The sequence below is a fragment of the Lysobacter sp. yr284 genome, assembly GCF_900107375.1.
GTDB lineage: Bacteria > Pseudomonadota > Gammaproteobacteria > Xanthomonadales > Xanthomonadaceae > Lysobacter.
Genome location: NZ_FNPT01000011.1, coordinates 59,603 through 85,913 on the forward strand (window position 1 = coordinate 59,603; position 26,311 = coordinate 85,913).

The following is a 26,311-nucleotide window of genomic DNA, read 5'->3' on the forward strand; positions in this document are numbered from 1 at the left end:
TCGCGACGAATCGACCGCAAGGACCTCAAGCGCCGGCGTCCACTCCCCCCAGTTGCGCCCGCCTCGCGGTCGCGATGCGTCGCCGACCCCGGCAGCGTTTACGATGGATCCCCGTCCACACCGCCACGGATTGGCCGGCCATGCCGCCCACACAATCTCTCCCGTCCGCGCAGCGCGAACCGCGTCGCTGTCTTGTCCGCATGCCGCTGCTATCCGGCTTCGGCGCCTTGGTGTGCACTGCGACCGTGGTCATGGTCGCCATCGCCGCTTGGCAACAGGCCTGGACCGCCGTGCTGATCCTGTCCACGCTGTTCGGCGGCTCCGGGGCGGCGCTGCTGCTGATAGCCGCGCCCATACAAGGCGACGAGGACGGCCTCACCGTGATGCGTCCGCACAAGCGGTTGCACATCGCCTGGCGCGACATCCTCGCCGCCGAGGGGGGCATCGATGCGCTGGTGCTGCGCACGCGTGCGCGGCGCGAATCGCTGCTCTCGTATTCGTATTGGCACGGCGCGGACAAGAACGCGCTGTATCTGCTGCTGCGGGAAAAACTGCTGGCCCACGGCGCGGATGTGGCGCCGGACCTGCGCGCCTTCCTGCGCATGGATGAGGATCTTTCGGCCCTGGAGCCGCGCCAGGACCGGACTTGAGCCGCCACTGCAACCCCTGCGCGCGTTGGCCGGAACCGAGGCGGACACGGGAGTGGCCGCGATGACCTTTACACAATGGCTGGCCGCCGCGCTCGGCGTGGCGCTGCTGTGCTGGCTTGCCGCCAAGGCCTGGCGGCGGCGCGCGGGCGGCGGCGAATCCTCCGCGCCGGGCGAACTGCCGTTCCAGGCCGACCCGCCGTGGCACGAGGTGCTGGGCGTGGACGCCGACGCGGACCGCGCCGCGATCGAGGCCGCGCACCAAGCCCGGCGCGAGGAGCACCTGCCCGAACGCGTCGCCCGCCTGGGCGCGCGGGCGCGGCAACAGGCGCAATGGCGGTTGATGCAGATCGACCGCGCGTATGCGGCGGCGATGCGCGAGCTGGGGCTGGGCCGCGACCGGTCGGATTGAGCCGGTTCGCGGCGGCGGCCGTTGTGGGAGGGCCTTCAGGCCCGATGCTTTTGTTTCAGGTCGCGGCGATCTGAGCGGAAGGCATCGGGCCTGAAGGCCCTCCCACAACGGCCCGGAATCGCTGGGCCTACTCGGCCTCTTCCGGCGGCGGCACGATCGCGCCGGGGTCCAGCGCCAGGCGTCCGGCGATCAGCACCGCCTGGGTGCGGTTGTTGGCGCCGAGCTTGCGCAGGATCGCGGTCACGTGCGCCTTGACCGTGGCTTCCGACACGCCCAGTTCGTAGCCGATCTGTTTGTTGAGCAGGCCCGCACCGAGCATCTGCAGGACCCGGAACTGTTGCGGGGTGAGTTCGCGCAGGCGCTGCGCGGCTTCGTGTTCGTCGGCGTTGGCGGCCGGCGCGGCGACCGCGGCCGGCGGCGCCCAGCGGTCGCCGTCGAGCACCGTGGTGATGGCCTCGCCGAGCGTGGCCGCGTCGGCGGACTTGGGAATGAAGCCGACCGCGCCGTGGTCGAGCGCGCGCCGCATCGTCGACGGCTCCTCGCGCGCGGACACCACCACGATCGGCAACTGCGGGTGCAGCGCGCGCAGGTGCACCAAGGCGCTGAATCCCTGCGCGCCGGGCATGTTCAGATCGAGCAGCAGCAGGTCGGCGTCGGATTCGGCCTCGACCAGGGCGTACAGCGCATCGACGCTGTCGGCCTCGCGCAGGGCCGCGTCGGGCAGCACCCGCGCGACCGCGCCGCGCAAGGCTTCGCGGAACAGCGGATGGTCGTCGGCGATCAGCAAGGTGGGCATGGGGCGGCCTCGGCAGGTGGGTCCGCTGCGAACGACGGGGATGGGACGATCTTACGTCCAGGCGGGGCGCTGCCGGCTATTGGACGATGGGTGAAGGTGGGCGGCGCCGGACGCACGCTGGGCGGAACCGCGTCGCAGAACGCGGGTGAGTGCGTGGGGTTCAGCGGCGTCGTTCAGGTGGCGCGGTTGGCGTGGTGGCGCGGTCGCGGCTCGCGCCGCTCCTACAGGAAGCCCATGCAGGAGCGGCGAGAGCCGCGACCGCGATCTGCGGATTCGCAGCGCAAATCCGCGGTCGCGACGCGCACGCGCGGCGGGGATCGCCCCCACCACGCGCGCGGCCGGCTTACTTGCCCAGACGCTCGTTGACCAGGCTTTCGACCACCGACGGATCGGCCAGGGTCGAGGTGTCGCCCAACTGGTCCGGCGCGTTCTCGGCGATCTTGCGCAGGATCCGGCGCATGATCTTGCCCGAGCGGGTCTTCGGCAGGCCCGGCGCCCACTGCAGGTGGTCGGGCGTGGCGATCGGGCCGATCTCCTTGCGCACCCACGCCACCAGTTCCTTGCGCAGCTCCTCGCTCGGCGACTCGCCGGCGATCAGGGTCACGTAGGCGTAGATGCCCTGGCCCTTGAGATCGTGCGGGAAGCCGACCACGGCCGCTTCGGCCACCTTCGGGTGCAGCACCAGCGCGCTTTCGACCTCGGCCGTGCCGATGCGGTGGCCGCTGACGTTGATCACGTCGTCGACGCGGCCGGTGATCCAGTAATAACCGTCGGCGTCGCGGCGGCAGCCGTCGCCGGTGAAGTAGTTGCCGGGATAGGTCTTGAAGTAGGTCTCGATGAAGCGCTGATGGTCGCCGTAGACGGTGCGCATCTGCCCCGGCCACGACGCGGTCAGCACCAGGTTGCCCTCGGCCTCGCCTTCCAGTATCTGGCCGTTGGCGTCGACCAGCGCCGGCTGCACGCCGAAGAACGGCTTGCTCGCCGAGCCGGGCTTGAGGTCGATGGCGCCGGCCAGCGGGGTGATCAGGATGCCGCCAGTTTCGGTCTGCCACCAGGTATCCACGATCGGGCAGCGGCCGTCGCCGACCACGTCAAAGTACCAGCGCCAGGCCTCGGGATTGATCGGTTCGCCGACCGTGCCGAGCAGGCGCAGCGATTGCCGCGAGGTCTTCTTGACCGGCTCCTCGCCGTCGCGCATCAGCGCGCGGATCGCGGTCGGCGCGGTGTAGAAGATCGTCACCTGGTGCTTGTCGATGACGTTCCAGAAGCGCGACACGTCCGGATAGTTCGGCACGCCCTCGAACACCAGCGCGGTGGCGCCGTTGGCGAGCGGGCCGTAGACGATGTAGCTGTGGCCGGTGACCCAGCCGACGTCGGCGGTGCACCAGTAGATGTCGTCCTCGCGCAGGTCGAACACCGCCTCGTGGGTGAAGGCGGCATAGACCAGGTAGCCGGCGCTGGTGTGCAGCACGCCCTTGGGCTTGCCGGTGCTGCCGGAGGTGTAGAGGATGAACAACGGGTCTTCCGCGTTCATGCGCTCGGGTTCGCAGTCCTCGCTCTGGCCTTCGACCACCGCGTCGTACCAGCGGTCGCGCGGCATCTGCATCTCGACCGCGGCGCCGGTGTGGCGCACCACGATCACCGTCTCGACCGAGTTGGTGCCCGGCAGCTTCAGCGCGGCGTCGACGTTTGCCTTGAGCGCGATCTTCTTGCCGCCGCGCAGGCCTTCGTCGGAGGTGATCACCAGCTTGCTGGCGCTGTCGGCGATGCGGTCGGCGATGGAGTTCGGCGCGAAGCCGCCGAACACCACGGTGTGGATCGCGCCGATGCGCGCGCAGGCCAACATCGCCACCACCGCCTCGGGAATCATCGGCAGGTAGATGGTGACGCGGTCGCCCTTGCCAACGCCGAGGTTGCGCAGCGCATTGGCCAGGCGGCACACGCGCGCGTGCAGGTCGCGGTAGGTGATGCGCTCGGCCGGCTGGTCCGGATCGTCGCGCTCGAACAACAGCGCGGTCTTGTCGCCGCGCGCGGCGAGGTGGCGGTCGAGGCAATTGACGCTGACGTTGAGCTCGCCGTCCTCGTACCACTTGATGCGGAAATCGCCCAGGTCGTAGCTGACGTTCTTGATCTTGCTCGGCGGCTTGAACCAGTCCAGGCGCTGGGCGATGCGGCCCCAGAAGGCGTCCGGGTCGCGCACCGACTCGGCGTACTGGCGCTCGTACTCCTCGCGCGTGTAGCGCGAGTTCGCGGCGAAGGCCGGATCGACGGGATGGACGCTGGCGGGGTTGCTCATGGGGGCTCCGTGCGAGATGCCGTGGCTGCGTGGGGACGACGCGAGGGGGTGGAACGCGAGACCGAAGAGGATAGCGGACGAGCGCCGCATCCGGCCTCGCCCGACCTGCCCTCAGTGTGCCGCAGCGCAACATGCCACGCAGCGCCGCGCTCTTAGACGATGGTCGTAAGCCGCGCAGACAGGCGTCTTTTTTCGACCAATGGCGAATGGTGGCGTCGCGGCCGCGGCGCGCAGGCTGGCCGCGGCCGCTCGTTCCGGGCGGCATTCCTCGGGAGGGAATCGCGATGTTGTCTAGCCTGCTCACACGCGGCGCGGGGGCGCACGCCGGAAACCATGCCGGACGCGGCCGCTCGCTGCTGGCAGCCTGCGTGCTGCTGGCGCTGTTGGCGCCCGGCCACGTCCTGGCCCAGACCGCCAGGGAGAAAGCGCTCGAAGCGCGGGTGGCCGAACTGGAACGCATGGTCCAGCAACTGGCCTCGCAGCAACAGCAAGTGCAGACCCAGGTCACCGAGGTCAAGGCCGCGCAGGCCGCGTCGCCCGCGCCCGCGCTGGCGGCGACGGCGGCGCCCGCGGCCAAGAATCCGATCCAGTCGACCACGATCAGCCCTTCGGCCAACCCGGGCACGCGCTTCAGCTACGGCGGCTTCATCAAGCTCGACGCCTCGGTCACCTCGACCGACGCCGGCGATATCGCCGACGGTTCGGTCGGACGCCTGTTCTACGTGCCCAAGGCGATCCCTGTGGGCGGCAAGGCCACCCGCGAAGGCGGCAGCGATACCGACATGGGCGCGAACTTCTCGCGCTTCTGGTTCGCCGCCGACACCGACCTGGACAGCGGCGACAAGCTCAAGGGCTATCTGGAATTCGACCTGTTCGGCGGCGGCTCGACCGCCTTCACCGGCAACGAAGTCGCCACCAACACCTACGCGCTGACCCTGCGCCACGCCTACGTGACCTGGAACAAGTGGCTGGCCGGCCAGACCTGGTCGAACTTCCAGGACGCCAACGCGCTGCCGGACACGGTCGACTTCCTCGGCCCGACCGAAGGCACGGTGTTCGTGCGCCAGGCGCAGTTGCGCTACACCAGCGGGCCGTGGTCGTTCTCGGTGGAGAACCCCGAGACCGTGTACACGCCCTACCGCGGCAACATGGCCCAGGTCGCCGGCGACGACGGCGCGGTGCCCGACGTGACCGCGCGCTACACCGCCAAGGGCGACTGGGGCCACTTCAGCGTCGGCGCGCTGGCGCGGCAGCTCAAGTACCAGTCCGGCCGGATCAACGACAGCGCCACCGGCTACGGCCTGAGCGTGTCGGGCAAGTGGAACGTCGGCGCCAGCGACGACCTGCGCTACATGGTCACCGCCGGCAGCGGCATCGGCCGCTACGTCGGCCTGGCGCTCAACAACGACGCGGTGCTCGACGCCACTGGCGACCTGGAGAACATCGACCTAGTCGCCGGCTTCGTCGGCTGGCGCCATGTGTTCAGCCCGAAGCTGCGCGGCAACCTGTTCTATTCGCGCGCGCAGTACGACAACCAGACCGCGCTGACCGGATTGGGCATCACCAAGTCGGCGCAGTCCGCGCACGTCAACCTGATCTACACGCCGATCCCGAAGCTCGACATCGGCGCGGAGTACATCTGGGGCCAGCGCGAGATCGAGACCGGCGAGAAGGGCGAGCTCAATCGCTTGCAGACGCACGTGAAGTACAGCTTCTGATCGAAGCGACGCCGGGGCGGCGACCGCATCGTCCCGGAATCGTCATCCCCGCGAAGGCGGGGATCCAGGAACCTCAAGCGCTCTCGCACGAAACGCCCTGGATCCCCGCGTTCGCGGGGACGACGGGATGAAGGATTCGACGCGGCCGGCACGACACCGCGCGGCAAGACGAAAAGAAAAACGCCCCGGCGGGCTCCGGCCCGCTTCCATCCACTGTTCGGGGGAACAGCCCATGTCCAGCACCACCGCCAGTTCCGCCTCGCCCTCGGCGCCGCTGACCAAGGACCACCGCAAGGTGATCTTCGCCTCCAGCCTCGGCACCGTGTTCGAGTGGTACGACTTCTATCTGTACGGCTCGCTCGCCGTGATCATCGGCAAGCAGTTCTTCGGCGGCCTCAACGAGACCAGCCAGTTCATCTTCGCCCTGCTCGCCTTCGCCGCCGGCTTCGCGGTGCGGCCGTTCGGCGCGCTGGTGTTCGGCCGCCTGGGCGACATGATCGGGCGCAAGTACACCTTCCTGGTCACCATCGTGCTGATGGGCCTGTCGACGTTCCTGGTCGGCATCCTGCCCAGCTACGCCACGCTCGGCATCCTCGCGCCGATCATCCTGATCGTGCTGCGCCTGCTGCAGGGCCTGGCCCTGGGCGGCGAGTACGGCGGCGCGGCCACGTATGTGGCCGAGCACGCGCCCAACGGCAAGCGCGGCCTGTACACCAGCTTCATCCAGACCACCGCGACCATCGGCCTGTTCCTGTCGCTGCTGGTGATCTGGGGCTGCCGCAACTACCTGGGCAAGGAAGAATTCGAGTCCTGGGGCTGGCGCATTCCGTTCTGGGTGTCGGTGATCCTGCTCGGCGTGTCGGTGTGGATCCGCATGCAGCTGGCCGAATCGCCGCTGTTCCAGCAGATGAAGGCCGAGGGCAAGACCTCCAAGGCGCCGATCACCGAGAGCTTCTTCTCCAAGAACGGCAAGATCGCGTTGCTGGCCCTGCTCGGCGCGACCGCGGGCCAGGCGGTGGTGTGGTACGGCGGCCAGTTCTATTCGCTGTTCTTCCTGACCAAGACGCTCGGCATGGACCCCAACCAGGCCGACATCTTCATCGCCATCGCGCTGGCCCTGGCCACCGGCGGCTTCGTGTTCTTCGGCTGGCTGTCGGACAAGATCGGACGCAAGGTGATCGTGCTCGGCGGCTGCCTGCTCGCGGTGGTCACCTACTTCCCGGTGTTCAAGGCGATCACCCACAACGTCAACCCGGCGCTGGAAGCCGCGGTCGCCGCTTCGCCGGTCACCGTCACCGCCGATCCGGCGCGCTGCGCGTTCCAGTTCGATCCGGTCGGCAAGGCCACGTTCAAGCAGTCCTGCGACGTGATCAAGTCGGCGCTGGCGAAGAAGGGCATTCCCTACCAGAACGCGCCCGGCCCGGCCGGCAGCGTGGCCACGGTGAGCATCGGCGGCACCGCGCTGAGCAGCTTCGAAGGCGAAGCGCTGGACAGCGCCGCGTTCAAGGCCCAGTCGGATGCGTTCGGCAAGCAGTTGACCGACGCCCTGGCCAAGGCCGGCTACCCGGCCAAGGCCGATCCGGCGCAGATCAACAAGCCGGCGGTGATCGCGCTGCTGACCTTCCTGGTGCTGCTGGTGACCATGGTCTACGGCCCGATCGCCGCATGGCTGGTGGAACTGTTCCCGACCCGCATCCGCTACACCTCGATGTCGCTGCCGTACCACATCGGCAACGGCTGGTTCGGCGGCTTCCTGCCGTTCACCGCGTTCGCGATCGTGGCGGCCACCGGCAACATCTACAGTGGCCTGTGGTACCCGGTGATCGTGGCGGCGCTGACGGTGGTGATCGGCGCGCTGTTCCTGCCGGAAACGAAGGATCGCGATATCACCGAGTGATCGGGCGTCGCTTCGCACGACTGCGCCGGCCTTCGGGCCGGCGCAGTTTTTTGGGGAATCGGGAATCGGGAAGGCTACGAGCCGCTGCGCCTGCTACATGCCGTCGTCCCCGCGAAGGCGGGGATCCAGGGCTTCATCGCGACATATCTGTGGAGTCTCTGGATCCCCGCCTTCGCGGGGACGACGACAACGCGCAGGCACCGCTGCTTGTCGCCGTTCCAGGGCCCAAGTCCGAACTACCATAAAGCCCATGCCCTCCCTCCCCGCCCTGCTGCGCGAGGTCCGCGCCTGCACCCTGTGCGCCGCGCACCTGCCGCACGGCGTGCGGCCGGTGCTGCAGGCCAGCGCCACCGCGCGGCTGCTGATCGCGGGGCAGGCGCCGGGGCGCAAGGTGCACGAATCCGGCATTCCGTTCGACGACGCCAGCGGCGAGCGCTTGCGCGCCTGGCTCGGGCTGGACCGCGACACCTTCTACGACGCCGCGCGCGTGGCGATCGTGCCGATGGGGTTCTGCTATCCCGGCAAAGGCAAGTCCGGCGATCTGCCGCCGCGGCCGGAATGCGCGCCGGCGTGGCTGCCGCAGCTGCTGCCGCAGCTGCATGGCGTGCGCCTGACCCTCGCGGTCGGCCAGTACGCGCAGGCCTGGCATCTGCCGGGTGCGGCCTCGCTGACCGAGGCGGTGCTGGATTGGCGCGCGCAGTGGCCGCGGTTGGTCGCGCTGCCGCATCCGAGCCCGCGCAACAACCTGTGGCTCAAGCGCAATCCATGGTTCGAACGCGAGCTGGTGCCGGCGCTACGCGACCGCGTCGCGCAGGCGCTGGCCGGGTGAGTCACTGGTAGACGAACTTCGGCATTTCCCATTCGTAGCGGATCGCCATCAGGCGCACGGCGAATCCGCCGCCGAGGCAGGCCAGCACCGCGACGTTCTCGGCCACGCCCCAGCGCAGCAACGCCAGATAGGCCACGCCGGTCAGCAGCGAAATCACCGCATACAGTTCGCGCTGGAACACCAGCGGGATCTCGTTGCACAGCACGTCGCGCAGCACCCCGCCGAACGCGCCGGTGAGCATGCCGGCGACGACCACGATCGCCGGCTGGTGGCCGCCTTCGCGCGCCACCGCGCAGCCGATCAGGGTGAAGGCGATCAGGCCCAGCGCGTCCAGCCACAGGAAGGTGCGGCGCAGGTAGTGCAGCTTCTTGGCCAGGAAGGTCGCCGCGAACGCGGCGCCGACGGTGTAGCCCAGGTATTCGGGATGGCGGACCCAGCCCAGCGGATAGTGGCCGAGCACGATGTCGCGCAGCGAGCCGCCGCCGAGCGCGGTGACGCAGGCGATGATGACCACGCCGAACAGGTCCATGCGCCGGCGCCCGGCGGCGAGCGCGCCGGTCATGGCTTCGGCGCTGATGGCGATGAGGTAGATGATCTGCAGCAACACGGGCGGGTCTCCGGCGAAGGTCGGGAAACCGCGGCGGCGGCGGAGACGGATGCGCGCGCAGGGCGCCGCGTCGCGGGGCGGACGCAGGCGGACGGCGGGACTGCGCGCGCGCGAAGGCGCGCGCAGCGATGCGCATCGGTTTCCGCAGCCTCGGCCGCGGCGCCGCTCCCGCTGTCCTTTTACCTGAGAGTTTGCGCGGCGCCGGCATGGCCGGGCCGCTTGCCCCTTCGGTGGGCCGTCGTTGCGGCCTCTCTCCAGATCGGCGATGTCGTTGCAGTGTTCCGGTTCTAAAAACCGGGCCTGAGCGATTATGGGAGCCTGCGCCTTCGGCGGGCGGCGGCCATGGGCCGGCGCCTCTCTTCTGCGAACGGGCGGCATGGTAACAGCGGCGCCGCGGACGCCGCGCGTCCGGATCGGTCCGTTGCGCGCGCGCCGGCTTCGCGATCGGCCCGCAGGCGCGGCGCGAGCCGCGACCCCGCGCCGACGACGCAGGCGGGACGTCCGCGGACCGCAGCGCGCGCCGCCGCCCCGGCCCCGCGCTACTCGGCGCGATCGCCCGCCAGCGCGTCGATCATCGACTGCTCCAGCGAACCCGCCGGATCGGCGCGGATCGCATCCAGTTCGCCCGCGTCCCACTGCCGCCGCAGGCGTCCTTCGACCAGCAACGCGGCGCGGGTGATGAAGCGCTCGGCCACGTCCAGCGAATGCGTGGCCAGCAACACCGCCACGCCGCGCTCGCGCGCCAGTCGCTGCAGGTGGCGCTTGAGCGCGTAGGCGCTGAGCGGGTCGAGGCCGTTGAGCGGTTCGTCCAGCACCAGCAGCGGCGGCTCGCCGAGCAGACCCAGCGCGATCGCCAGTTTCTGCCGCGTGCCCAGCGAGTACTGGCCGATGCGGCGCTCCAGCATCGGCTGCAGCGACAGCGTCGCGCACAGCGCCAGGGTCGGTTCGGGAATCGCGTCCAGGCCGCGCGCGCCGGCGAACAGGCGCAGGCATTCGCGGCCGCTCAGCAGCGGCGGCAGCCGCGCCGGATCGACCGCGAAGCCGAGCGCGCGCTTGGCCGCGAGCGGCTCGCGGGCGAGGTCGTGGCCGCCGATCAGCACCCGTCCCGCGCTCGGCCGCAACAGGCCGGCCAGGCAGTGCAGCAAGGTGGTCTTGCCCGAGCCGTTGGGGCCGATCAGGGCGGTGAAGTCGCCCGGCGCCAGGCTCAGGTCGATGCCGTGCAGCACCGCGTGTTCGTCGTAGCGGTGGTGCAGGCCTTGCAGTTGCAGGGCCGGGCTCACGGCCGCCGCTCCGCGCGCAGGGCCGCCAGCGCCGGCGCGCACAGCAACGCGGCGGCGGCCAGCAACGCCGGCGCGGCGCGCCAGCCCAGGCCGAGCAGGCCCGCACCGGCCGCCGCCAGCGCGCAGGCGCAGGCGAAAGCGAAGGCCGGATAGCGCCAGGCCGCGCGGGCGAAGCCGCGGCGCGGCACCGGCAGCGCCGCCAGCGCGCGCGCGGCGGCGGCGCTCGCCGCGGCGCAGGCCTGCGCGAGCAGGCTGAACCAGGCCAGCGCGGTGGCGATCAGCAACACCCCGGCGCCGCTGGCCAGCGCGGTCGAGCCCGGCATCGCCATCAGCACCGCGCCGAGCATCCAGGCGTGGCCGCCGCGGCGCCAGCGCAGCAGCGCCTCGCGCCGCTGCCAGTCGCACAGGTGCGGCAGGCGCGCGTCGTCGAGCCAGCGCAGGCCGAACAGCGGCTCGCGCGCGCCTTCGCGCACCCGCTGGGCCGGCCGCCGGCGCTGGCGCAGCGCGGCCGCCAGGCCGAGCGCGACGCCAGGGACGAGACCGGCGGCGAGCACCGCGAACGCGGTGCGCAGGCGCGCGCCGTCGCCGCCGAGCGCGAGCAGCAACGCCGCCGTCGCCGACAGCGCCGCCGCGGCGCCGAGCGCGGCCAGCAGCACCAGGGTGCGGGTGACCCGCGCCGGCGCCACTGGCGCGGCCGCCCACCAGCCGTGGCGCAGGGTGTCGTCGAGCGCGCCCAGGCGCGCGCGGGCGCTGGCGTAGGCGCAGGCCAGCGCGAGCAGTACGAACGGCAGCGGCAACTGCGCGACCAGCCGCGGCACGGCGGCCGACAGGGCGGCGGCTTCGCCGCCGAACGCGCGCAGCAGCGGGCCGGCCGCGGCGACCGCCGCCAGCATCGCCAGGCCGCCGCGCCAACGCCGCCAACCGCCGCCGCGCAGGGCGGCGAGGCGGGCTTCGCGCAGCCAAGGATGGAACAGGGGCGGCATGCGGCGAGGGTAGCGCGGATGGGTGGGCGCGGCGGCGCTCGGGCGGGCGCGGCGACCGGAGCCGGAAGCGTCGGGCCTGAAGGCCCTCCCACACAGGCCCTTCCGAAACACAGGCCCTTCCAAAAAGGCTCCTACGAAAAGGCCCTCCCACAACAGCCCAAGCCCGGGCTGCTGTGGGAGGGCCTTCAGGCCCGACGCTGTCCTGTCGGCCCCGGCGACGCCTCAGCGCTCGCCCGCCACGCAGCGCCGCTGCAGCGCGTCAACCAGCGCGACCTCGCGCGCCCACGCCTCGACCCCGGCCCAGGCCCGCTCCAGCGCCGCGACCAGCACCGCCTCGTCGCCGAGTTCGCCGCGCGCGACCAGCCGGTACAGCTCCACCGCGCCGTCCGGCCCCGGCAGGTCGGCGGCTTCGTCGAACATCGTGCCGGCGCTGGCATAGACATGGCGCTCGGCCAGGCCGACCAGGCAGGCCAGGTGCACGGCGAAGTCGCCGGCCAGCAGCGCCAGCGGCTTGCGCGCATAGCGGTTGCGCAGCTTGCCGACCAGTTCGTACAGCTCGCCGACGACGATCTCGGCCATGGCCCGCTCCACCGCCGCGTCGTCGGGGTGCGCGGCCAGCGAGCGCAGGGTCTCGAACAGCGCGCCGTGGTCCGGCGCGATCCACAGCGCGCGCGCATGCACGAACTGGCCGTGGCTGATCGGCCAGGTCTCCTCGACGTCGCGCGCGAACGCTTCCACCGCGCTGCGCGACATCAGGTTGACCTCGGCCTTGCCGCGGCCGTGCACCCACTCCAGCGATTCGTCGAAGTCGGCGCCGAACGCGGCGTCGTCGAGCACCGCCCACAGCTCCAGGTCGGAATACGGCCCGTCGCTGTCGCGCGCGGTGGAGCCGTACAGCGCCACCGCCAGCAGGCGTTCGCCGAAGCGCTGGCGCAGGCGTTCGAGGATGAGGGCGACGAGGTCGCGGCGTTGCTCGGAAGCGACCGATTGCGGTCCGGCGAACAGGGTGTCGAGTTCGCCCTGGGGCAGTGCGTAATCCATCGCGACTAGTTACCACGCGCATCGCGCGCGCGGCAATTGCGCAATGCGGGCGTTGCGACGCGCACGGCGCTTGCGGTGGGATAGACGGCGCATCCGCTCGCCGCGGCGCGGCCGCATCGGTGGTGCCTGCAAAAGCGGCGCGAGCGCGAAAGCGCATGCGCGCCGCGACCGGTTACCCCACGGCCGCAGCGCGCGCCGCGCTTACACGCGCGGGCGCGGCCACGCGGTCACTGCGGCGGCGAAGCCAGCTCGCGCGCGTCGAGGAAACCGTCGCGGTTGCGGTCCTGGCGGGCGAAGCGCTCGGCCAGGGTCTTGCGGTGCGCTTCGCGGGTCAGCGGGGCGCGCGCGCCGCGGCCGCTGGCCGGTTGCTCGGACGCGTCGAGGACGCCGTCGCGGTTGGCGTCCATCGCGTCGAAGGCGTAGCTGAGCCAGTCCTGGTACTCCAGCAGCGACACCCGGCCGTCGCGGTCGGCGTCCATGCGCGCGAGGTAGTCGCCGGTAGAGGCCACTTCCTGCGCCGGCGCCGCCGCCGGCAGGGCGCACAGCGCGAGCGCGAGCAACGCGGAAAGCGACGGCGCCGAGGCCGGCAGGCGGAACGTGGGCAGGCGCATGCGCGCATCCGCGTAGGGGGGAGCGCGCAGCCTGCCGCGCGCGGGCGCGGCCGGCAAGGGTGCGGCCGGCGCGCGCGGCGCCGGCCGCGGCCGCGTCAGCTGTCGTCGACGCAGCAGCCGAAGCGGGTGCCGCCGAACTGGCAGCCGGACTTGGGCGCGCAGCCCTCGGCGTATTTGGTGTCGGCCTGGGCGGCGCCGAAACCGATGCCGGCGGCGAACAGCACGGCCAGCAACAAGGCGCGGGCGCGGCGGGTACGCAGGTGCTTCATGGCGTTCTCCTGGAAAGGGGCGTTGGCGGGAAAGACCGCGCGCCGTCGCACCGGCGGCGCCGGATGCGGGCGGCCCGCGGCGGTTCGCCGGCGGCTCAGGCCGGATCGCAGCAGCCGCCGACCCAGGCGCCGTGCGGGCAGTTGTCGGAGGGGAAGCATTCCTGCGTCGCACCGGCCTGCGCGGCGCCGAAGCCCAGGCCGGCGGCGAACAGCGCCGACACGGCCAGCAGTTTGAAGCGCTTGCTGCGGAACAGTTTCATCGTGCTCTCTCCTTGCGCGTGCGATCGCGGGCGCCGGTCCGTGGCGCGGGCGCGGTCACGGATGGTGGGTTCGTCCCTGGAGGCTCAAGCCGGAGGCGGGCGGCGCGCGGCGCGCGCGGGCGCAGGGGAGGCGGCGGGGCGTGGACGGTCGATCCGCGGGCATGCGCCACCTCCGTGTGCGGCGCGGCCGGACAGCGGCGCCGGAATTCCCAAGCCCACGACGCTATCCGCGCCGCGTCGGCGCGGACGGACCGGCGTCTCGTCCGCACAAAAACAAACCCGCGCCGGAGCGCGGGTTGGTCGGTATCGCCTGGCGCTGCGCGACGGTCAGTGCCGCACGGGCGCCAGGGCGTAGCCCTTGAGCCGTTCGGAGAACGCCTGCAGGGTGTGGATGCCGCTGGCCTCGGCTTCCAGGCACCAGGCGTGCAGGCGCTGCAGGGTGGCCTGGGCGTCGTGCGAGCGGTCGTCGAGCACCTGCGCCAGGCGCTGGCGGAAATCGGCCAGCTGGGCCATGCGCGGACGCTCGGCCACCCAGGTCTGCAGGCGCGCGCGGGCGCCGTCGTCGAGCCAGCGGCCGCCGTCGGCCAGGCCCTTGCGCAGGCGCCGCGGCAGCGCGCGCATGCGGTCGCCGGCGTCTTCGCGCAGGGTCGGCAGGGTCACGTTGCGGTAGAAGTCGGTCATGGCCTGGAAGCGGATCGCCAGCAGCGCCTTGAGCGTTTCGCCGTCGGGCATGGCGATGTTGGGGCGCACGTCGAGCGTCGGCGCGACCCGCAGCACCTTGGCCAGGCGCAGCGCGGCGAGGCCGCGGATCGCGGTCCAGCCGATGTCGAACTCCCACTTGCGCAGAGCGAACTTGGCCGAGCTCGGGAACGCGTGGTGGTTGTTGTGCAGTTCCTCGCCGCCGATCCAGAAGCCCCACGGGGTCAGGTTGGTCGCGGTGTCGGTGGTCTCGAAGTTGCGGTAGCCCCACCAATGGCCCAGGCCGTTGACTACGCCGGCGGCCCAGAACGGGATCCACACCATCTGCAGCGCCCAGATCGCCACGCCGGCGAAACCGAACAGGGCGAAGCTCAGGAACAGCAGCAGCACCGGGCCCATGGTCGCGTGCGGGGTGTAGAGCTTGCGTTCGATCCAGTCGTCCGGGCAGCCCTTGCCGTACTTCTCGATGTCCTCGCGCTCGCTGCGGGCCTGGCGGTACAGCTCCACGCCGCGCCACATCACCGTGTCGATGCCCTTGAACTGCGGGCTGTGCGGGTCGTCCTCGGTCTCGCACTTGGCGTGGTGCTTGCGATGGATCGCCGCCCACTCCTTGGTGATCATCGAGGTGGTCAGCCAGGTCCAGAAGCGGAACAAGTGCGCCAGCACCGGGTGGAAGTCGACCGAGCGGTGCGCCATCGAGCGGTGCAGGTACAAGGTGACCGACAAGATGGTGAGCTGGGTCACCACCAGGAAATACACGGCCAATTCCCAAAAGCGGGCCTGGACCAGGCCGCCGGCGAGGAAATCGATCAGGGACGCGGGCATTGCGAACTCCGGGGCAGCGATGGCTGGCGGCAGCCGTTGGGGTGGCGGGGCAATTAAAGGACAGTTGTATAGCCGATGATGCCACTTCGGCTCCACCGTTCGCGCCGGTACGGCCGGCCGAAGGCTGTGATGGGGTCGTGAATTCCAACGGGCAAGCCTCGGCGGACCGGGCAGGACGCGGCGGTTCAGGCGGACGACGGGGGCCTGTACGGTTCAGAAAACCGGGTGACGGCGGTGGCGTGGAGGCCGGAATTGCGCCGCGAGCGGGCGGCTCCGCGGTCGCGGCTGGCGCCGCTCCTCCAGTCGGAAGCGAAGCTGCGCGGCCGCTCTGCAGGAGCGGCGCCAGCCGCGACCGCGCCCCCGCGAAGGCGTCGCCGCCGGCTATGCCTGCGCGGGCGCCCCGCCGCCCTGGATGCGCTCGCGCGCCGCGGCCAGCTCGCCGCGCGCGAACGCCTTGAGCGCGCCGCGCTCGGCCTTGGCGAACGGCGAACCCTTGCCGCAGTGGTCCAGCAGCAGGTTCAGGTCCTGCGCCTCGCCGAGCCGCTCGATCTGGCGCTTGTCGAACTTCGGCGCGTCCGCGCCGAGCCCGGCGCTCTTGAGCGCGCGCTGTTGCTGCGACAGTCGCCGCGCGCGCCGGCGCCAGTCGTGCCAGTCCTCGTCGCCGCCGCTGGCGCGGGCGCGTTCGCCGGCGCGGGCCACGCGTTGCAGGCTCGCCGCGACCGCCTCGCGCCAGTGTCCGGGCTGCAGTTGCGCCCACGGCATCGCGCGCAACGCGGCGCGCAGCACCTGCAGCAGGGCGCGGCGACGGCCCAGCCCCGGGTCGTCCTCGCGCGAACGGCGCGCCGCCGCGGCGCGCGCGGCGGCGGCGGCGCGGCGCGCGCGCGCCAGCAAGGTCCGCGCCTGCGGCGCGAGTTCGCCGCGCAGCAGCCGGTCGAGGGTCTCGACCAGCGCGTGCGCATCGCGCAGCGGCGACAGGTCGCGGTTGAGCGCGCGCAGTTCGCGGTCGACCAGGGCCGCGCCCGGCCCCAGCCCGTTCGCGCCCAGCGCCAGGGTGGCGCGGGCGCGGCGCAGGTTCTTGCGCGCCAGGTGCACGCCGGCGTGGATGCGGTTGCCGCCCCAGCCGAGCGCGTCCAGGGCCTGGTCGATCTCGCGCGTGGCGTGGGCGCGCAGGCGCTGGCCGGGCGGCCGCGCGGCCTTGGCCGCATCGGTGTCGCCGCGGCGGTCGGGCGATCCGGTGCGCTGCGGCGGTGTGCGCGCGGCGGCGGCGCGCCCCGATTCGGCCGGCGCCGGCGACGCGGCCCGGCGGGCCTGCGCGCCCGGCCTGTCCGAGCCGCGCGGCCGCGCGCGCGGCGCAGCGGACGGCGCGGCGGATTCGGCTCCCTCGGCGACTGCCTCGACCTCGGCCTGCGGCATGGCGGACTCCCGCTTCGCATGGATTCGTAGAGCGTTTCGCGCCGACGCTGCGCGCGCCGGCCCGGACGGGATAGTACGCTGGGACCATGCCTGAATTGCCTGAAGTCGAAACCACCCGTCGCGGCCTCGCGCCGCACCTGGAAGGCCGTCACGTCGTCACCGCGATCCTGCGCCGGCCCGACCTGCGCTGGCCGATCCCGGAGGCGATCGAGGAAACCCTGCCCGGCCAGCGCATCGACGCGGTGCGCCGGCGCGCCAAGTACCTGCTGGTCGACACCGCCGCCGGCAGCGCCCTGCTCCACCTGGGCATGTCCGGCAGCCTGCGCGTGCTGCCGGCCGACACGCCGGTGCGCGACCACGACCACGTCGACCTGCTGCTCGACGACGACCGGGTGCTGCGCTTCAACGACCCGCGCCGGTTCGGCTGCCTGCTGTGGCAGCCGCCCGGCGAGACCCACGAACTGCTGCGCGATCTCGGCCCGGAGCCGCTGTCGGACGACTTCGACGGCGACTACCTGTTCGCGCTCAGCCGCGGGCGCAAGGCGCCGGTGAAAACGTTTTTGATGGATCAGAAAATCGTGGTCGGCGTCGGCAACATCTACGCCGCCGAAGCGCTGTTCGCCGCCGGCGTGTCGCCGCTGCGCGCGGCCGGCAAGGTCTCGCGCGAGCGCTACGCCGAGCTGGCCGGGGCGATCAAGGCGATCCTGGGCTACGCGATCCAGCGCGGCGGCACCACCTTGCGCGACTTCATCAGCCCCGACGGCGCGCCGGGCTATTTCGAGCAGGAACTGGCCGCCTACGGCCGCGGCGGCGAGCCCTGCCCGCGCTGCGGGCGGCCGCTCAAGCAGGCCAGCATCGGCCAGCGCACCACGGTCTGGTGCGGCCATTGCCAACGCTGAATGCGGCTGCGGCGCGCTCGCCGCGCCGCGACGCGTGTCCGGATCGGCGCGTGCTTGCCGTTGATCGCTGCGGTGCGCCGGCGTGTCATCGCGACGGCGCTTCGTGCGTTAGCGCGGCGGGGCAATTCGTGTGCATCCAGGGTGCCGCCTCAGGGCAGCCGATTGCAGCGTTCCAGCGCAGGTTTGCTGCCACCTGTGTCGCTTCCAAGCCAAGCTGAACGCGCTATAGTCTGGACCGAATTGGGGGCGACATGGCCGAAAGCGCTGACATCACGATCCTGCTGGACGCCGCCCGCGAGGGCGATCGCGGCGCGCTCGACCGCGTGCTCGCCACGCTCTACCAGGAACTGCACACCATGGCCCGGCGCCAGCTCGCCGGCCAGCACGGACAGACCCTGGACGCCACCGCGCTGGTGCACGAGGCCTATCTCAAGCTGGTCGGCCGGCGCGAAGCGCAGTTCGACGATCGCGCGCATTTCTTCGCCTACGCCGCATCCGCGATGCGCAGCGTGGTGGTCGACTACGCGCGCCAGCGCCTGGCGCAGAAGCGCGGCGGCGACCTGCACCGCGTCACCGAACTGCCCGACGACGTCGAAGGCGGCCTGCGCCTGGACGAGGACACCCTCGGCCTGGATTCGGCGCTGACCAAGCTCGCCGGCGTCGACCAGCGCCTGGCCCAGGTGGTGGAGCTGCGCTACTTCGCCGGCCTGTCGGAGCTGGAAATCGCCGCGCTGCTGCAACGTTCCGAGCGCAGCATCCGTCGCGACTGGCAAAAGGCGCGGCTGTTCCTGCTGGCGTCGCTGCAGGACGAACCCGGCCGCTGAGCGCGCCCGCGCCGCGGTCCGCGCGCGCTGCGCGCCTGCAAGGAATGCGCAACGCCATGATCGACATCGCCGTCGCTCCGCTGCTCTTGTTCGCCGCCCTGCGCGCGCGGGTGCGCGGCTGACTCGATGGACGCCGAACGCTGGTTGCGACTTTCGCCGCTGCTCGATGCATTGCTCGAGTTGGAACCCGATGCGCGCGCCGAACGTCTTCGCGAATTAGGCGCGGACGATCCGTCGCTGGCGGCGGAGTTGACTGAGCTTATTGGCCTGGAAGACGGCCACGAGGACTTCCTGTCCGAACCGCTGGTGACGCCGCAGCAGTCGGGCATGCGCCCGGGCGTGGAAGTCGGCACGTACCGGCTGGAAAGCCTGCTCGGCGAAGGCGGCATGGGCCAGGTCTGGCTGGCCTCGCGCGCCGACGGGCTGTACCAGCGCCGGGTCGCGCTCAAGCTGCTGCGGCCGGGCCTGACCGACACCAACCTGCGCACCCGCTTCACCCGCGAACGGCAGATCCTCGCGCGCCTGGCGCATCCCTACATCGCCCGCCTGCTCGACGCCGGCGTGACCCGCGACGGCCTGCCGTACCTGGCGCTGGAGTACGTCGAAGGCGAGCCGATCACCGACTACTGCCGCAACCAACGCACGCCGCTGGACAAGCGCCTGCGCATGTTCCAGCAGATCTGCGACGCGGTCAGCCACGCCCACGCCAACCTGATCGTCCACCGCGACCTCAAGCCGTCCAACATCCTGGTGACCCCGGCCGGCGACGTGCGCCTGCTCGACTTCGGCATCGCCAAGTTGCTCGACAGCAACGACGTGCCGCTGCCCGAGCAGACCCGCACCGGCGCGCGCGCCTTCACCCTGCACTACGCCGCGCCCGAGCAGGTGCGCGGCGAGCCGGTCACCACCATGACCGACGTGTACTCGCTCGGCGTGGTGCTGTACGAACTGCTCACCGATTCCAAGCCGTACAAGCTCAAGCGCCAGACCGACGCGGAATGGGAAGAGGCGATCCTCGCCGCCGATCCGCTGCGGCCCTCGCAGGCGGTGCTGCGCTACGCCGACGCCAACGATCCCGACCTGGATCCGGGTTCGCTGCGCCGGCTCGGCCGGCAGCTCGCCGGCGATCTCGACAACATCGTGCTCAAGACCCTGGCCAAGCGCCCGGAGCAGCGCTACCCCTCGGTGGAAGCGCTGTCGCTGGACCTGCAGCGCTTCGAATCGGGCCGGCCGGTGCTGGCGCGCGCGCAGAGCGTGCGCTACCGGGTCAACAAGTACATGGCGCGCCACCGCTGGGCGCTGGCGACCGCGGCGCTGGTGGCGGTGGTGCTCAGCGCCTCGCTCGGCGTGGTCGCCTGGCAGGCGCGCGAGGCGGTGGTCGAGGCGGCGCGCGCGCAAGCGATGCAGGACTTCATGGTCGGCCTGTTCGAAAGCGCGCGCGGCACCCCCGAGGGCGAGGCGCTGGACCTGCGCGGCCTGCTCGACGCCTCGGTCGCACGCGGCAACCGCGAGCTGGCGCGGCAGCCGCGCGCGCGCGCCGAACTGTTCGGGGTGATCGCGCGCATGCGCACCGGCCTGGGCGACTACAGCGAGGCGCGCGCGCTGCTGCAGCGCCAGTCGCAGATCATCGCCGCCACCGACGACATCCCCGACAGCCTGCGCCTGGAATCGCTGACCCAGCGCGGCAAGGTGCTGCGCCTGCTGGCGCAGCCGCGCGACTGCGCCGCGCTGATGCAGCCCGCGCTCGACCTGGCCCGGCGCGAGCAGGCGCAGCTGCCGCTGCAATCCAGCGAGTTCTATTCCGAACTCGGCCGCTGCCGCCGCGCCAACGGCGAGCGCCAGGGCGCGCGCCAGCTGTTCGAGCGCTCGCTGGCGATCCGCCGCGAGATGCGCGAGAACACCGACGTGGGCGAGGTCGAGAACCTGATGGACCTGGCCGGCCTGCAGGCCGACGCCGGCCAGGGCCGCGAAGCGCTGCTCGGCTTCGAACAGGCGCGGCGCAAACTGCAACAGAGCGTCGGCGACCGCCATCCGCTGCAGGTCGAGATCGGCCGCAACCTGGCCGTGTTGCGGCGCGGGCTGGGCCGGCTCGACGATGCCGAGCGCGACGCCAGCGAAGCCTTGGCGATCGCGCTGGAAGTCAACGGCGCGCAGCATCCGGCCACCCTGGAAGTGCGCCGGCAACTCGCCGCGCTGCACATCGACCAGGGCCAGTTCGCGCTGGCGCAGAAGGACCTGGAGCTGATCCGCAACCTGCTGGCCCAGCGCCTGGGCCCGGAGCACGCGGACCTCGCCGGCGTGCACAGCGCGCTCGGGGTGATCGCGTGGGAGCGCGGCGATCTCGAACGGGCGATGGCCGAACTCGAACGCGCGCTGCAGATCGCGCGCCGCCATCCGCAGGCCGGTCGCCTGGCCGAGCTGATGTCCGAACAGGCCCTGGTGCTGCACGAAGGCGGCCGCGACGCGCAGGCGCGCGAGCTGCTGGAGCAGGTGCGGCGCCTGCGCATCCGCCAGGACGGCGCGCAGGCCGGCACGGTCGGCGAGAGCGAGCGCCTGCTCGGCGAGATCGACCTCGCCCAGGGCGCGCGCGAGACCGCGCTGCAGCGCCTGCAACGCGCCCGCGCGCTGACCCGCGCGGCCTACGGCGAGCGCGACCCGCGAGCGCGCGCGGCCGAACTGTCGCTGTCGCGCGCCCAGGCCGCCGGCGGCGACGCCGCCGCGCTGGCGCACCTGGACGCGCTGGCGGAACTGCCGATCAACGACGAAGCCCTGCGCAAACTCGGCTGGCGCGCCCAGGCCTACGCCGCGCAACTGCGCTGCGCCGGCCCGCAACGCGGCCAGGCGCGCGCGCGGCTCGACGGCCTGCTGCGCAGCATCGGCGAAGCGCGGCCCGACGGCAGCGAGGTGCTGCGCGAGGTGCAGGCGATCCGCGCGACCTGCGCGGGCTGAGTCAATCGCCGGCCGCTTCCTCCGCCAGCGTCGGAACCAGCTCCAGCAAGTCGGTGCCGCCGACGTCTTCGCCGGCCTGGGTCAGCAGCGTGGTGACTTGGCCGCGGTGATGGGTCTGGTGGTTGAAGAAGTGCAGCAACAGCAGGCCGAAGCGCCGGCGCGAGACCACGCCGCGGGTGTTGGCGTAGACCAGCGCCTGGTCGAGATCGGCCTCGGCGGTTTCGCCGACCCAGTCCACGATCCGCGCGTCGAGTTCCTCGCGCGCGGCGCGCAGCGCCGGCAGCGTGGCGTACGCGATCGCGCGCAGGTCGGTCTGGGCCGGTTGCGCGCGCAGCGGCTGCAGCGCGGCGAAGCGGGCCGGGTGCTCGGCGAAGCGGCGCAGCCAGATCCGGTCGGCCGTCATCAGGTGGTTGAGCGTGCCCAGGATCGAGCCGAAGAACGCGCCGCGGTCCTGAGCCACGGCCTCGGCCGGCAGGCGCGCGGCGGCGGCGTAGACGCGCTGGTTCATCCAGCGGTTGTACTCGGCCATCAGGCGGGCGTGGGCTAGCAGGTTCATGCGTGGCTCCCGTGCGGCCGGCCGGGCCGATCGCTCGCGGGCGATTGTCGCATCAGCGCCGTGGCTTGTCCGCGTGCGGGTCGGCGTAAGCGGCGAACACCGGCCGCAGGCAGAACACGCCGACGCACAGCACCAGGGCGAGTCCGATGAGCGAGCGGATTTCCGCGGCGAACAGCGGGTATGCGAGCGCCAGCCGGTCGGCCAGCTCCCGCGCCAGGAATGCAATGGCCACTGCCGATACGACGCAGGCCACGACCGTCAGCCCCGCGCGGCGCCTGCGGCCGCCGTGCGCCGGCTCCATCGCGCCAGCGCCATCGGTCGCGCGGCCGGCGCGGCGGCGTATTCGAGATCGGCGCCGCAAGCGTCGCCGGTAGCCAGGTTGCAACGACACAATACGGTCCTTGGTGATGGCGCCTGGGCGGGCGATGCGCGCAGCTCGATAGCGGCCGATACGACGGCGTCGGGCCTGAAGGCCCTCCCACAACAGCGGGGCCGACTCGGCCGTTGTGGGAGGGCCTTCAGGCCCGACGCCTTTCGCTCAGGCGCGATCGGACCCGCAGGCGAAGCGCCCGCTCCGCCGCGGCCTCACTTCTCCTTGCGCCAGTTCACCGACGCGCGGTTCTCCAGCGTGCTCGATTCGATCTCGATGTCGAAGCCCTTGCGCAGCAGGTACTTCAGCGTCAGCACCTGGCCGGTGCCGAGCAGCGACACGCCGTAGCCGACGTACAGGCGCGGCGAGAGGTACTTGCCGACGCCAAGCACCGAGCCGCCAAGCGCGCGGCTTTCCATCACGCCGGCGTCGTCGAGGCCGATCTTGGCGCCGAGCTGCGACGCCAGCAAACCGCCGCCGGCCGACAGCGCGGCGCTGGCGGCGTTGAGCTGCTTGCTCTCGTCGCCGGTCAGGTTCGACAGCGGACGGCCGAGGGTGAGGTAGGCCAGCGCTTCGGACTGCGAGCTGGCCGGATCGGACCAGACGTTGACCTGCGGCGCGCTGACCCGCCCGCCGATGTCGACGCCGGCCTTGACCGCGCCGACTTCGCGCTCGGCGCGCAGGTCCAGGATCGGATCGGACACCGGGCCGTTGTTCCAGGCCAGGTTGCCGCGCGTGATCTGCAATTTCTGTCCGTACGCCTCGTAACGCCCCTCGACGCTCAGCGCGCCGCTCGCGGTCATCTCGCGGCCCGGCCGCGAGCGCACCCGCATCTGCCCGCCGAGCTTGCCGTCCAGGCCGAAGCCCTTGAGCTTGACGTCGTCGCCGACGGCCAGGGTGAGGTCGAGCTCCAGCGGCGAAGAACCGGTGTCCTCGGGATTCACCGGATCGAGCACGACCACGTCCTCGGACACCGACACGCCCTGGTCCAGGCGCTCCAGATCGACGCGCGCCGACGGAATGGTGACCTTGCCGGTGACGTTGAGCGGCTGCTTGGCCGCGTAGCGCACGGTGAGTTCGGGATTGGCCACCGCGCGCAGGTCGCGGGTGTCGGAGGCGAGCACGTTGGTGCCGCGGATGTTCAACACCAGCGGGGTGTCGTCGCCCTGCCAGCCGAGCGTGCCGTCGACGTTGAGCGTGCCCTCGCCCGAGCGCACGCTGCCGGCGATGCGCGCGCTGCCGTCGGGCTGCGCGTCCAGGCGCACGTCGCCCTGCTGCAGCACGATGCCCAGCGACGGCACCTCGGTGGTGAACTGCGACAGCCGCGCCTGTCCGCTCAGCAGCGGCTTGCTGCGCGTGCCGGCCAGGCCGATGCGGCCTTCCAGCTTGCCCTTGGGCTCGACGATGTCGGGCGAGAACAGCTCGATCCAGGTCAGCTCGTCGGTGTCCACCGCGACATTGCCCGACAGCGGCGCGTACGCGTCCCAGCCGGTGTCGACGGTGGCTTCGATGCGGCCGTCGTCGTTGAAACCGGACCTGAGTTCGGCGCTGAGCTTCTGGGTGTCGAAGCTGGCCTTGAGCGAGAGCGCGTTGTAGCGCACCAGCTCGCGCCGCGCGCGCTCGCTGAACTTCAGGCCGCCGCCGGCGGAGCTGAGGTTGAAGTTGCCGCGCCAGCCCTTGCCGGCCGGGCGCAGTTCGCCGTCCAGCGCGATCTCGCCGCGCAGGATCCACGGCCGCTTGTCGCTGCGCTCGGGCAGGTAGGGCTGCGCCAGCAGCAGCGGCAGGCCGTGGCCCTTGAGCTCGACGCCGCGGCGCGGCCAGTCGGCGGCCGCGCACAGCGAACCGCCGCTGCTGGAGACCAGGCAGGCGTCGTTGAAGCCGCCGCTGTCGCCGTCCCAGCGGAACGCGGTGGACTGCTGCAGGCGCCAGCTGGCGCCCTTGCTCGGCGTCAGCTGCAGCGACGCAAGCGCGCCCGACCACACATTGCCGCGCTTGTCGGCGTGGCCGGACAGATCCAGGTTGGCGACCTCGCTGCGCGCCTGCGCCTGCAGTTGCAGCGCTTCGACCGCGCCCTGCGCGTCCACGCTCAGCGACGACAGCGCGATGCCGGCGTTGAGTTCGCTGGCGCGCAGCGCCAACTGGCCGCCGCGGCCGCGCCAGGGCAGCTTGCCCTTGGCGCTGAAACTGGCGGCCTGGTAATCGCCGTACTTGAGCGCGCTGCCGGTCAGGTCGGCATCCACGTCGGGCGCATCGGCCGCACCGGTCAGCTTGAGCGTGCCGTTGAGGCTGCCGGTGGCGCTGGGCAGCAGATCGTTCAACTGCAACGGCGCGAACCTGGCGTCGACGTCGATGCTCTGCGCGTACTTGCCCTTGGCCTCGAGCTTGCTGCCGCCCAGGCTCAGCGCGACTTCGCCTTCGTAGGCGTCGCCGCTGCCGCCGGTGGCGGCGCCGTGCATGAGGAAATTGCCGCGGCCGCCGAGCGGACGCTCGCGCAGGCGGCCGCCGAGCTTTTCGGCGCTGGCCTGGATCTCCAGCCCGCCGTCGTCGCGCACGCCGCCGGTGCTGGCGAGCTGGCCGTCGACGGCGCCCTTGAACTCCGGCACGAAATAGCCCGGATCGAAGCCCGACAAGGTGGCCTTGAGGTCCCAGCCCAGCTTCGGCGCCCACGCCACTTCGCCGTTGGCGTCGAGCAGGCCGGTCGGCATCTTGGCCTTGAGCGACTTCAGGCTCATGCGCTGGTCGTTGCCGCGGCCGTCGAATTCCACCGTCGCCGCCTGCTTGTCGCGCAGCAGCCTGGCGTTGCCGATCGCCGCCCAGTCCTTGACCGTGCCGGCGAAACCGAAGTCGGCGCTTTCCAGCGTCACCGCCGGCGTGGCCGGCGCCTGCGCCGCCTGCGCGGGCTTGGCCACCGACTTGAGCGTGGTCGGCGGCGCCTGGCCGCCCCAGCTCAGGCCGCGCGCGTTGATCGAGAACTTGAACCGGCCGTTGTCGGCGTCGGTGAAATCGGCGTGGCCGCGCAGCGTCGCGGTACCGTCGAACAACCGCAGCGCCAGCGGCTGCACGTCGAGCACCTGCTCCTTCAACGACACCTTCGACGGCAGCACCTCGACCGCGAGCTCGCCCTGCCGGAACTCGCCTTCCAGCGCGGCGACGCCGCCGCTGCCCTGGGCGTCGAAGCGCAGCGCCATCGGCGTGTCGCTGGGCTTGGCGTCGGGCGCGGTCAGCAGGCCGATGTCGAGCGCGTCGGCCTTGGCGTGCAGGCGCCAGTCCGGCGCGTCTTCGTTGCCGCGCAGGGTCAGGGTCAGACGCAGCGGCCCCGGCGCGGCGCCGGCGAGGGCCACGTCCATGCGCGACAGGTCGCCGCGCGCGACCAGGCCCAGGCGCGGCGGCGTGCGGCCCGGCGCGCTCGGCAGCACCGCGGTGACGGTGAGGTCGGATTTGAAATCGCGGCTGGGCTGGTAATCGCCGTGCGCGGTGAAGCGGCCGCGGTCGGTGTCGGCGACGAGCTTCTCCACGTGCAGCTTGCCGGACTGCGCGTCGAGCCCGGCGCGCAGCTGGCGGATGTCGATGAGGTGCTCGCCGCCCTGGGCGATCTTGAAACCGTCGATGCGCACATCGTCGGCCTGCAGCGCCAGCGGCGGTTCGATCTGCGGCAGCACGTCGGGCCAGCGCGGCAGTTCGAAGGGTTCCTCGCTCTTCTCGATGTCGAGCGTGGCGCCCTCGACCTGGATCGCGTCCAGCCGCAGCTTGCGGCCCAGCAGCGGACGCAGCGCCGGATCGAGGTAGATCCGCTGCGCCGTGAACACCGTCTTCTTGTAGGCGAAGCGCACCCCGTGCAGGGTCAGCGGGCCCGAAAGCGGGCCTTCGGCCGATTGCCAGGTGAAGCTGGAATCGGCCGGCAGGCGCGAGACGATCTGCGCCAGCAGCACGTCGCGGCCGGCGATGGTGGAGATCAGCCAGTACGCGGCGAACGCGATCAGCAGGGTCAGCACCGCCGCGGCGATGCTGGTGCGCCAGGCCCAGCGTCGGGCCGCGGCGCGGCGGCGACGGCGGCGTTCGAGCAGCAGCTCCTGCGCGGTGGGGGTCGGCGGCGGCGGGGGCGTGTCGCTCATCAGCTGCGGAAAGGTCCT

Annotated in this window: 22 protein-coding genes and 2 riboswitches; of the genes, 8 read left to right on the forward strand and 14 right to left on the reverse strand. The window is 72.0% G+C overall.

The genetic code is table 11. The features are described from left to right. Positions 1 to 251: 251 nt before the first annotated feature. Together BLV01_RS16220 and BLV01_RS16225 are read left to right on the forward strand one after the other, a co-directional pair. Positions 252 to 650 carry a hypothetical protein gene (locus BLV01_RS16220; RefSeq protein ID WP_217633525.1) on the forward strand — a complete coding sequence of 133 codons (399 nt, stop codon included), beginning with the start codon at positions 252 to 254 and terminating at the stop codon, positions 648 to 650. A gap of 61 nt (positions 651 to 711) precedes the next feature. After that, entirely contained in the window at positions 712 to 1,059 is a 348-nt protein-coding gene (locus BLV01_RS16225; protein WP_139178773.1) for a hypothetical protein, read from the forward strand. Between the two features lie 127 nt (positions 1,060 to 1,186). Here the strand turns inward: BLV01_RS16225 and BLV01_RS16230 are convergent, their stop codons facing one another. Further along, positions 1,187 to 1,855: a response regulator transcription factor gene (locus tag BLV01_RS16230; RefSeq protein WP_057945836.1), complete on the reverse strand. Its 669-nt coding sequence runs from the start codon at positions 1,853 to 1,855 to the stop codon at positions 1,187 to 1,189. A gap of 343 nt (positions 1,856 to 2,198) precedes the next feature. Then, a complete protein-coding gene (acs, locus tag BLV01_RS16235) occupies positions 2,199 to 4,151 on the reverse strand; it encodes an acetate--CoA ligase (protein WP_091801931.1) in 1,953 nt (650 codons plus the stop codon). Between the two features lie 368 nt (positions 4,152 to 4,519). On the opposite strand from acs, the gene BLV01_RS16240 reads away from it, so the two are divergent. The 3 genes from BLV01_RS16240 (at position 4,520) to BLV01_RS16250 (ending at position 8,595) form a co-directional block, all read left to right on the forward strand. Next, positions 4,520 to 5,869: a DcaP family trimeric outer membrane transporter gene (locus BLV01_RS16240; RefSeq protein WP_091801936.1), complete on the forward strand. Its 1,350-nt coding sequence runs from the start codon at positions 4,520 to 4,522 to the stop codon at positions 5,867 to 5,869. 232 nt (positions 5,870 to 6,101) lie between these two features. Then, complete coding sequence (locus tag BLV01_RS16245; RefSeq protein ID WP_091801938.1) at positions 6,102 to 7,766, forward strand: MFS transporter; 1,665 nt, start codon at positions 6,102 to 6,104, stop codon at positions 7,764 to 7,766. Between the two features lie 250 nt (positions 7,767 to 8,016). Continuing rightward, positions 8,017 to 8,595, forward strand: coding sequence for a uracil-DNA glycosylase family protein (locus tag BLV01_RS16250; protein ID WP_091801941.1), 579 nt, complete (start codon positions 8,017 to 8,019; stop codon positions 8,593 to 8,595). A gap of 1 nt (position 8,596) precedes the next feature. On the opposite strand, the gene BLV01_RS16255 is transcribed toward BLV01_RS16250, so the two are convergent. The 9 genes from BLV01_RS16255 to BLV01_RS16280 form a co-directional block, all read right to left on the reverse strand. Then, positions 8,597 to 9,202: a trimeric intracellular cation channel family protein gene (locus tag BLV01_RS16255; protein ID WP_091801944.1), complete on the reverse strand. Its 606-nt coding sequence runs from the start codon at positions 9,200 to 9,202 to the stop codon at positions 8,597 to 8,599. A gap of 163 nt (positions 9,203 to 9,365) precedes the next feature. Continuing rightward, positions 9,366 to 9,470, reverse strand: a riboswitch (glycine riboswitch). 5 nt (positions 9,471 to 9,475) lie between these two features. Continuing rightward, positions 9,476 to 9,576: riboswitch (glycine riboswitch) on the reverse strand. 165 nt (positions 9,577 to 9,741) lie between these two features. After that, a complete protein-coding gene (locus BLV01_RS26325) occupies positions 9,742 to 10,482 on the reverse strand; it encodes an ABC transporter ATP-binding protein (RefSeq protein WP_175486007.1) in 741 nt (246 codons plus the stop codon). Next, positions 10,479 to 11,465 (reverse strand): hypothetical protein, encoded by a 987-nt coding sequence (locus BLV01_RS26330; RefSeq protein WP_175486009.1) that lies wholly within the window; start codon positions 11,463 to 11,465, stop codon positions 10,479 to 10,481. The genes BLV01_RS26325 and BLV01_RS26330 overlap by 4 nt, the downstream gene beginning before the upstream one ends. 222 nt (positions 11,466 to 11,687) lie before the next feature. Continuing rightward, complete coding sequence (locus tag BLV01_RS16265; RefSeq protein ID WP_091801947.1) at positions 11,688 to 12,506, reverse strand: kanamycin nucleotidyltransferase C-terminal domain-containing protein; 819 nt, start codon at positions 12,504 to 12,506, stop codon at positions 11,688 to 11,690. 227 nt (positions 12,507 to 12,733) lie between these two features. Further along, positions 12,734 to 13,117, reverse strand: coding sequence for an EF-hand domain-containing protein (locus tag BLV01_RS16270; RefSeq protein ID WP_091801950.1), 384 nt, complete (start codon positions 13,115 to 13,117; stop codon positions 12,734 to 12,736). 95 nt (positions 13,118 to 13,212) lie between these two features. Then, the gene (locus tag BLV01_RS26335; RefSeq protein WP_175486011.1) at positions 13,213 to 13,386 is read right to left on the reverse strand and encodes a hypothetical protein; all 174 of its coding nucleotides are present in this window, start codon (positions 13,384 to 13,386) and stop codon (positions 13,213 to 13,215) included. Between the two features lie 95 nt (positions 13,387 to 13,481). Beyond that, positions 13,482 to 13,646 carry a hypothetical protein gene (locus BLV01_RS26340; protein WP_175486013.1) on the reverse strand — a complete coding sequence of 55 codons (165 nt, stop codon included), beginning with the start codon at positions 13,644 to 13,646 and terminating at the stop codon, positions 13,482 to 13,484. 327 nt (positions 13,647 to 13,973) lie between these two features. Beyond that, positions 13,974 to 15,170: a DesA family fatty acid desaturase gene (locus BLV01_RS16275; RefSeq protein WP_091801954.1), complete on the reverse strand. Its 1,197-nt coding sequence runs from the start codon at positions 15,168 to 15,170 to the stop codon at positions 13,974 to 13,976. Positions 15,171 to 15,551: 381 nt separating this feature from the next. Continuing rightward, positions 15,552 to 16,583, reverse strand: coding sequence for a CHAD domain-containing protein (locus tag BLV01_RS16280; RefSeq protein ID WP_091801957.1), 1,032 nt, complete (start codon positions 16,581 to 16,583; stop codon positions 15,552 to 15,554). Positions 16,584 to 16,669: 86 nt separating this feature from the next. Here BLV01_RS16280 and mutM point away from each other — a divergent pair, with 86 nt between their 5' ends. The 3 genes from mutM to BLV01_RS16295 all read left to right on the forward strand — a co-directional run bounded on the left by mutM (position 16,670) and on the right by BLV01_RS16295 (position 21,255). Continuing rightward, complete coding sequence (gene mutM / locus BLV01_RS16285; protein ID WP_091801960.1) at positions 16,670 to 17,482, forward strand: bifunctional DNA-formamidopyrimidine glycosylase/DNA-(apurinic or apyrimidinic site) lyase; 813 nt, start codon at positions 16,670 to 16,672, stop codon at positions 17,480 to 17,482. A 251-nt stretch (positions 17,483 to 17,733) separates the two neighbouring features. Further along, positions 17,734 to 18,306, forward strand: coding sequence for an ECF-type sigma factor (locus BLV01_RS16290; protein WP_091801964.1), 573 nt, complete (start codon positions 17,734 to 17,736; stop codon positions 18,304 to 18,306). A 126-nt stretch (positions 18,307 to 18,432) separates the two neighbouring features. Continuing rightward, the gene (locus BLV01_RS16295) at positions 18,433 to 21,255 is read left to right on the forward strand and encodes a serine/threonine-protein kinase (RefSeq protein WP_091801967.1); all 2,823 of its coding nucleotides are present in this window, start codon (positions 18,433 to 18,435) and stop codon (positions 21,253 to 21,255) included. Position 21,256: 1 nt separating this feature from the next. Here BLV01_RS16295 and BLV01_RS16300 read toward each other — a convergent pair whose 3' ends face one another. From BLV01_RS16300 to BLV01_RS16310, 3 genes are all read right to left on the reverse strand, one after another. After that, positions 21,257 to 21,811 (reverse strand): DinB family protein, encoded by a 555-nt coding sequence (locus tag BLV01_RS16300; RefSeq protein WP_091801970.1) that lies wholly within the window; start codon positions 21,809 to 21,811, stop codon positions 21,257 to 21,259. Positions 21,812 to 21,863: 52 nt separating this feature from the next. Further along, complete coding sequence (locus BLV01_RS16305) at positions 21,864 to 22,112, reverse strand: hypothetical protein (protein WP_139178775.1); 249 nt, start codon at positions 22,110 to 22,112, stop codon at positions 21,864 to 21,866. A 284-nt stretch (positions 22,113 to 22,396) separates the two neighbouring features. Continuing rightward, on the reverse strand, positions 22,397 to 26,293 hold the full coding sequence (locus BLV01_RS16310; RefSeq protein WP_091801976.1) for a translocation/assembly module TamB domain-containing protein: 3,897 nt from the start codon (positions 26,291 to 26,293) through the stop codon (positions 22,397 to 22,399). Between the last annotated feature and the right edge of the window lie 18 nt (positions 26,294 to 26,311).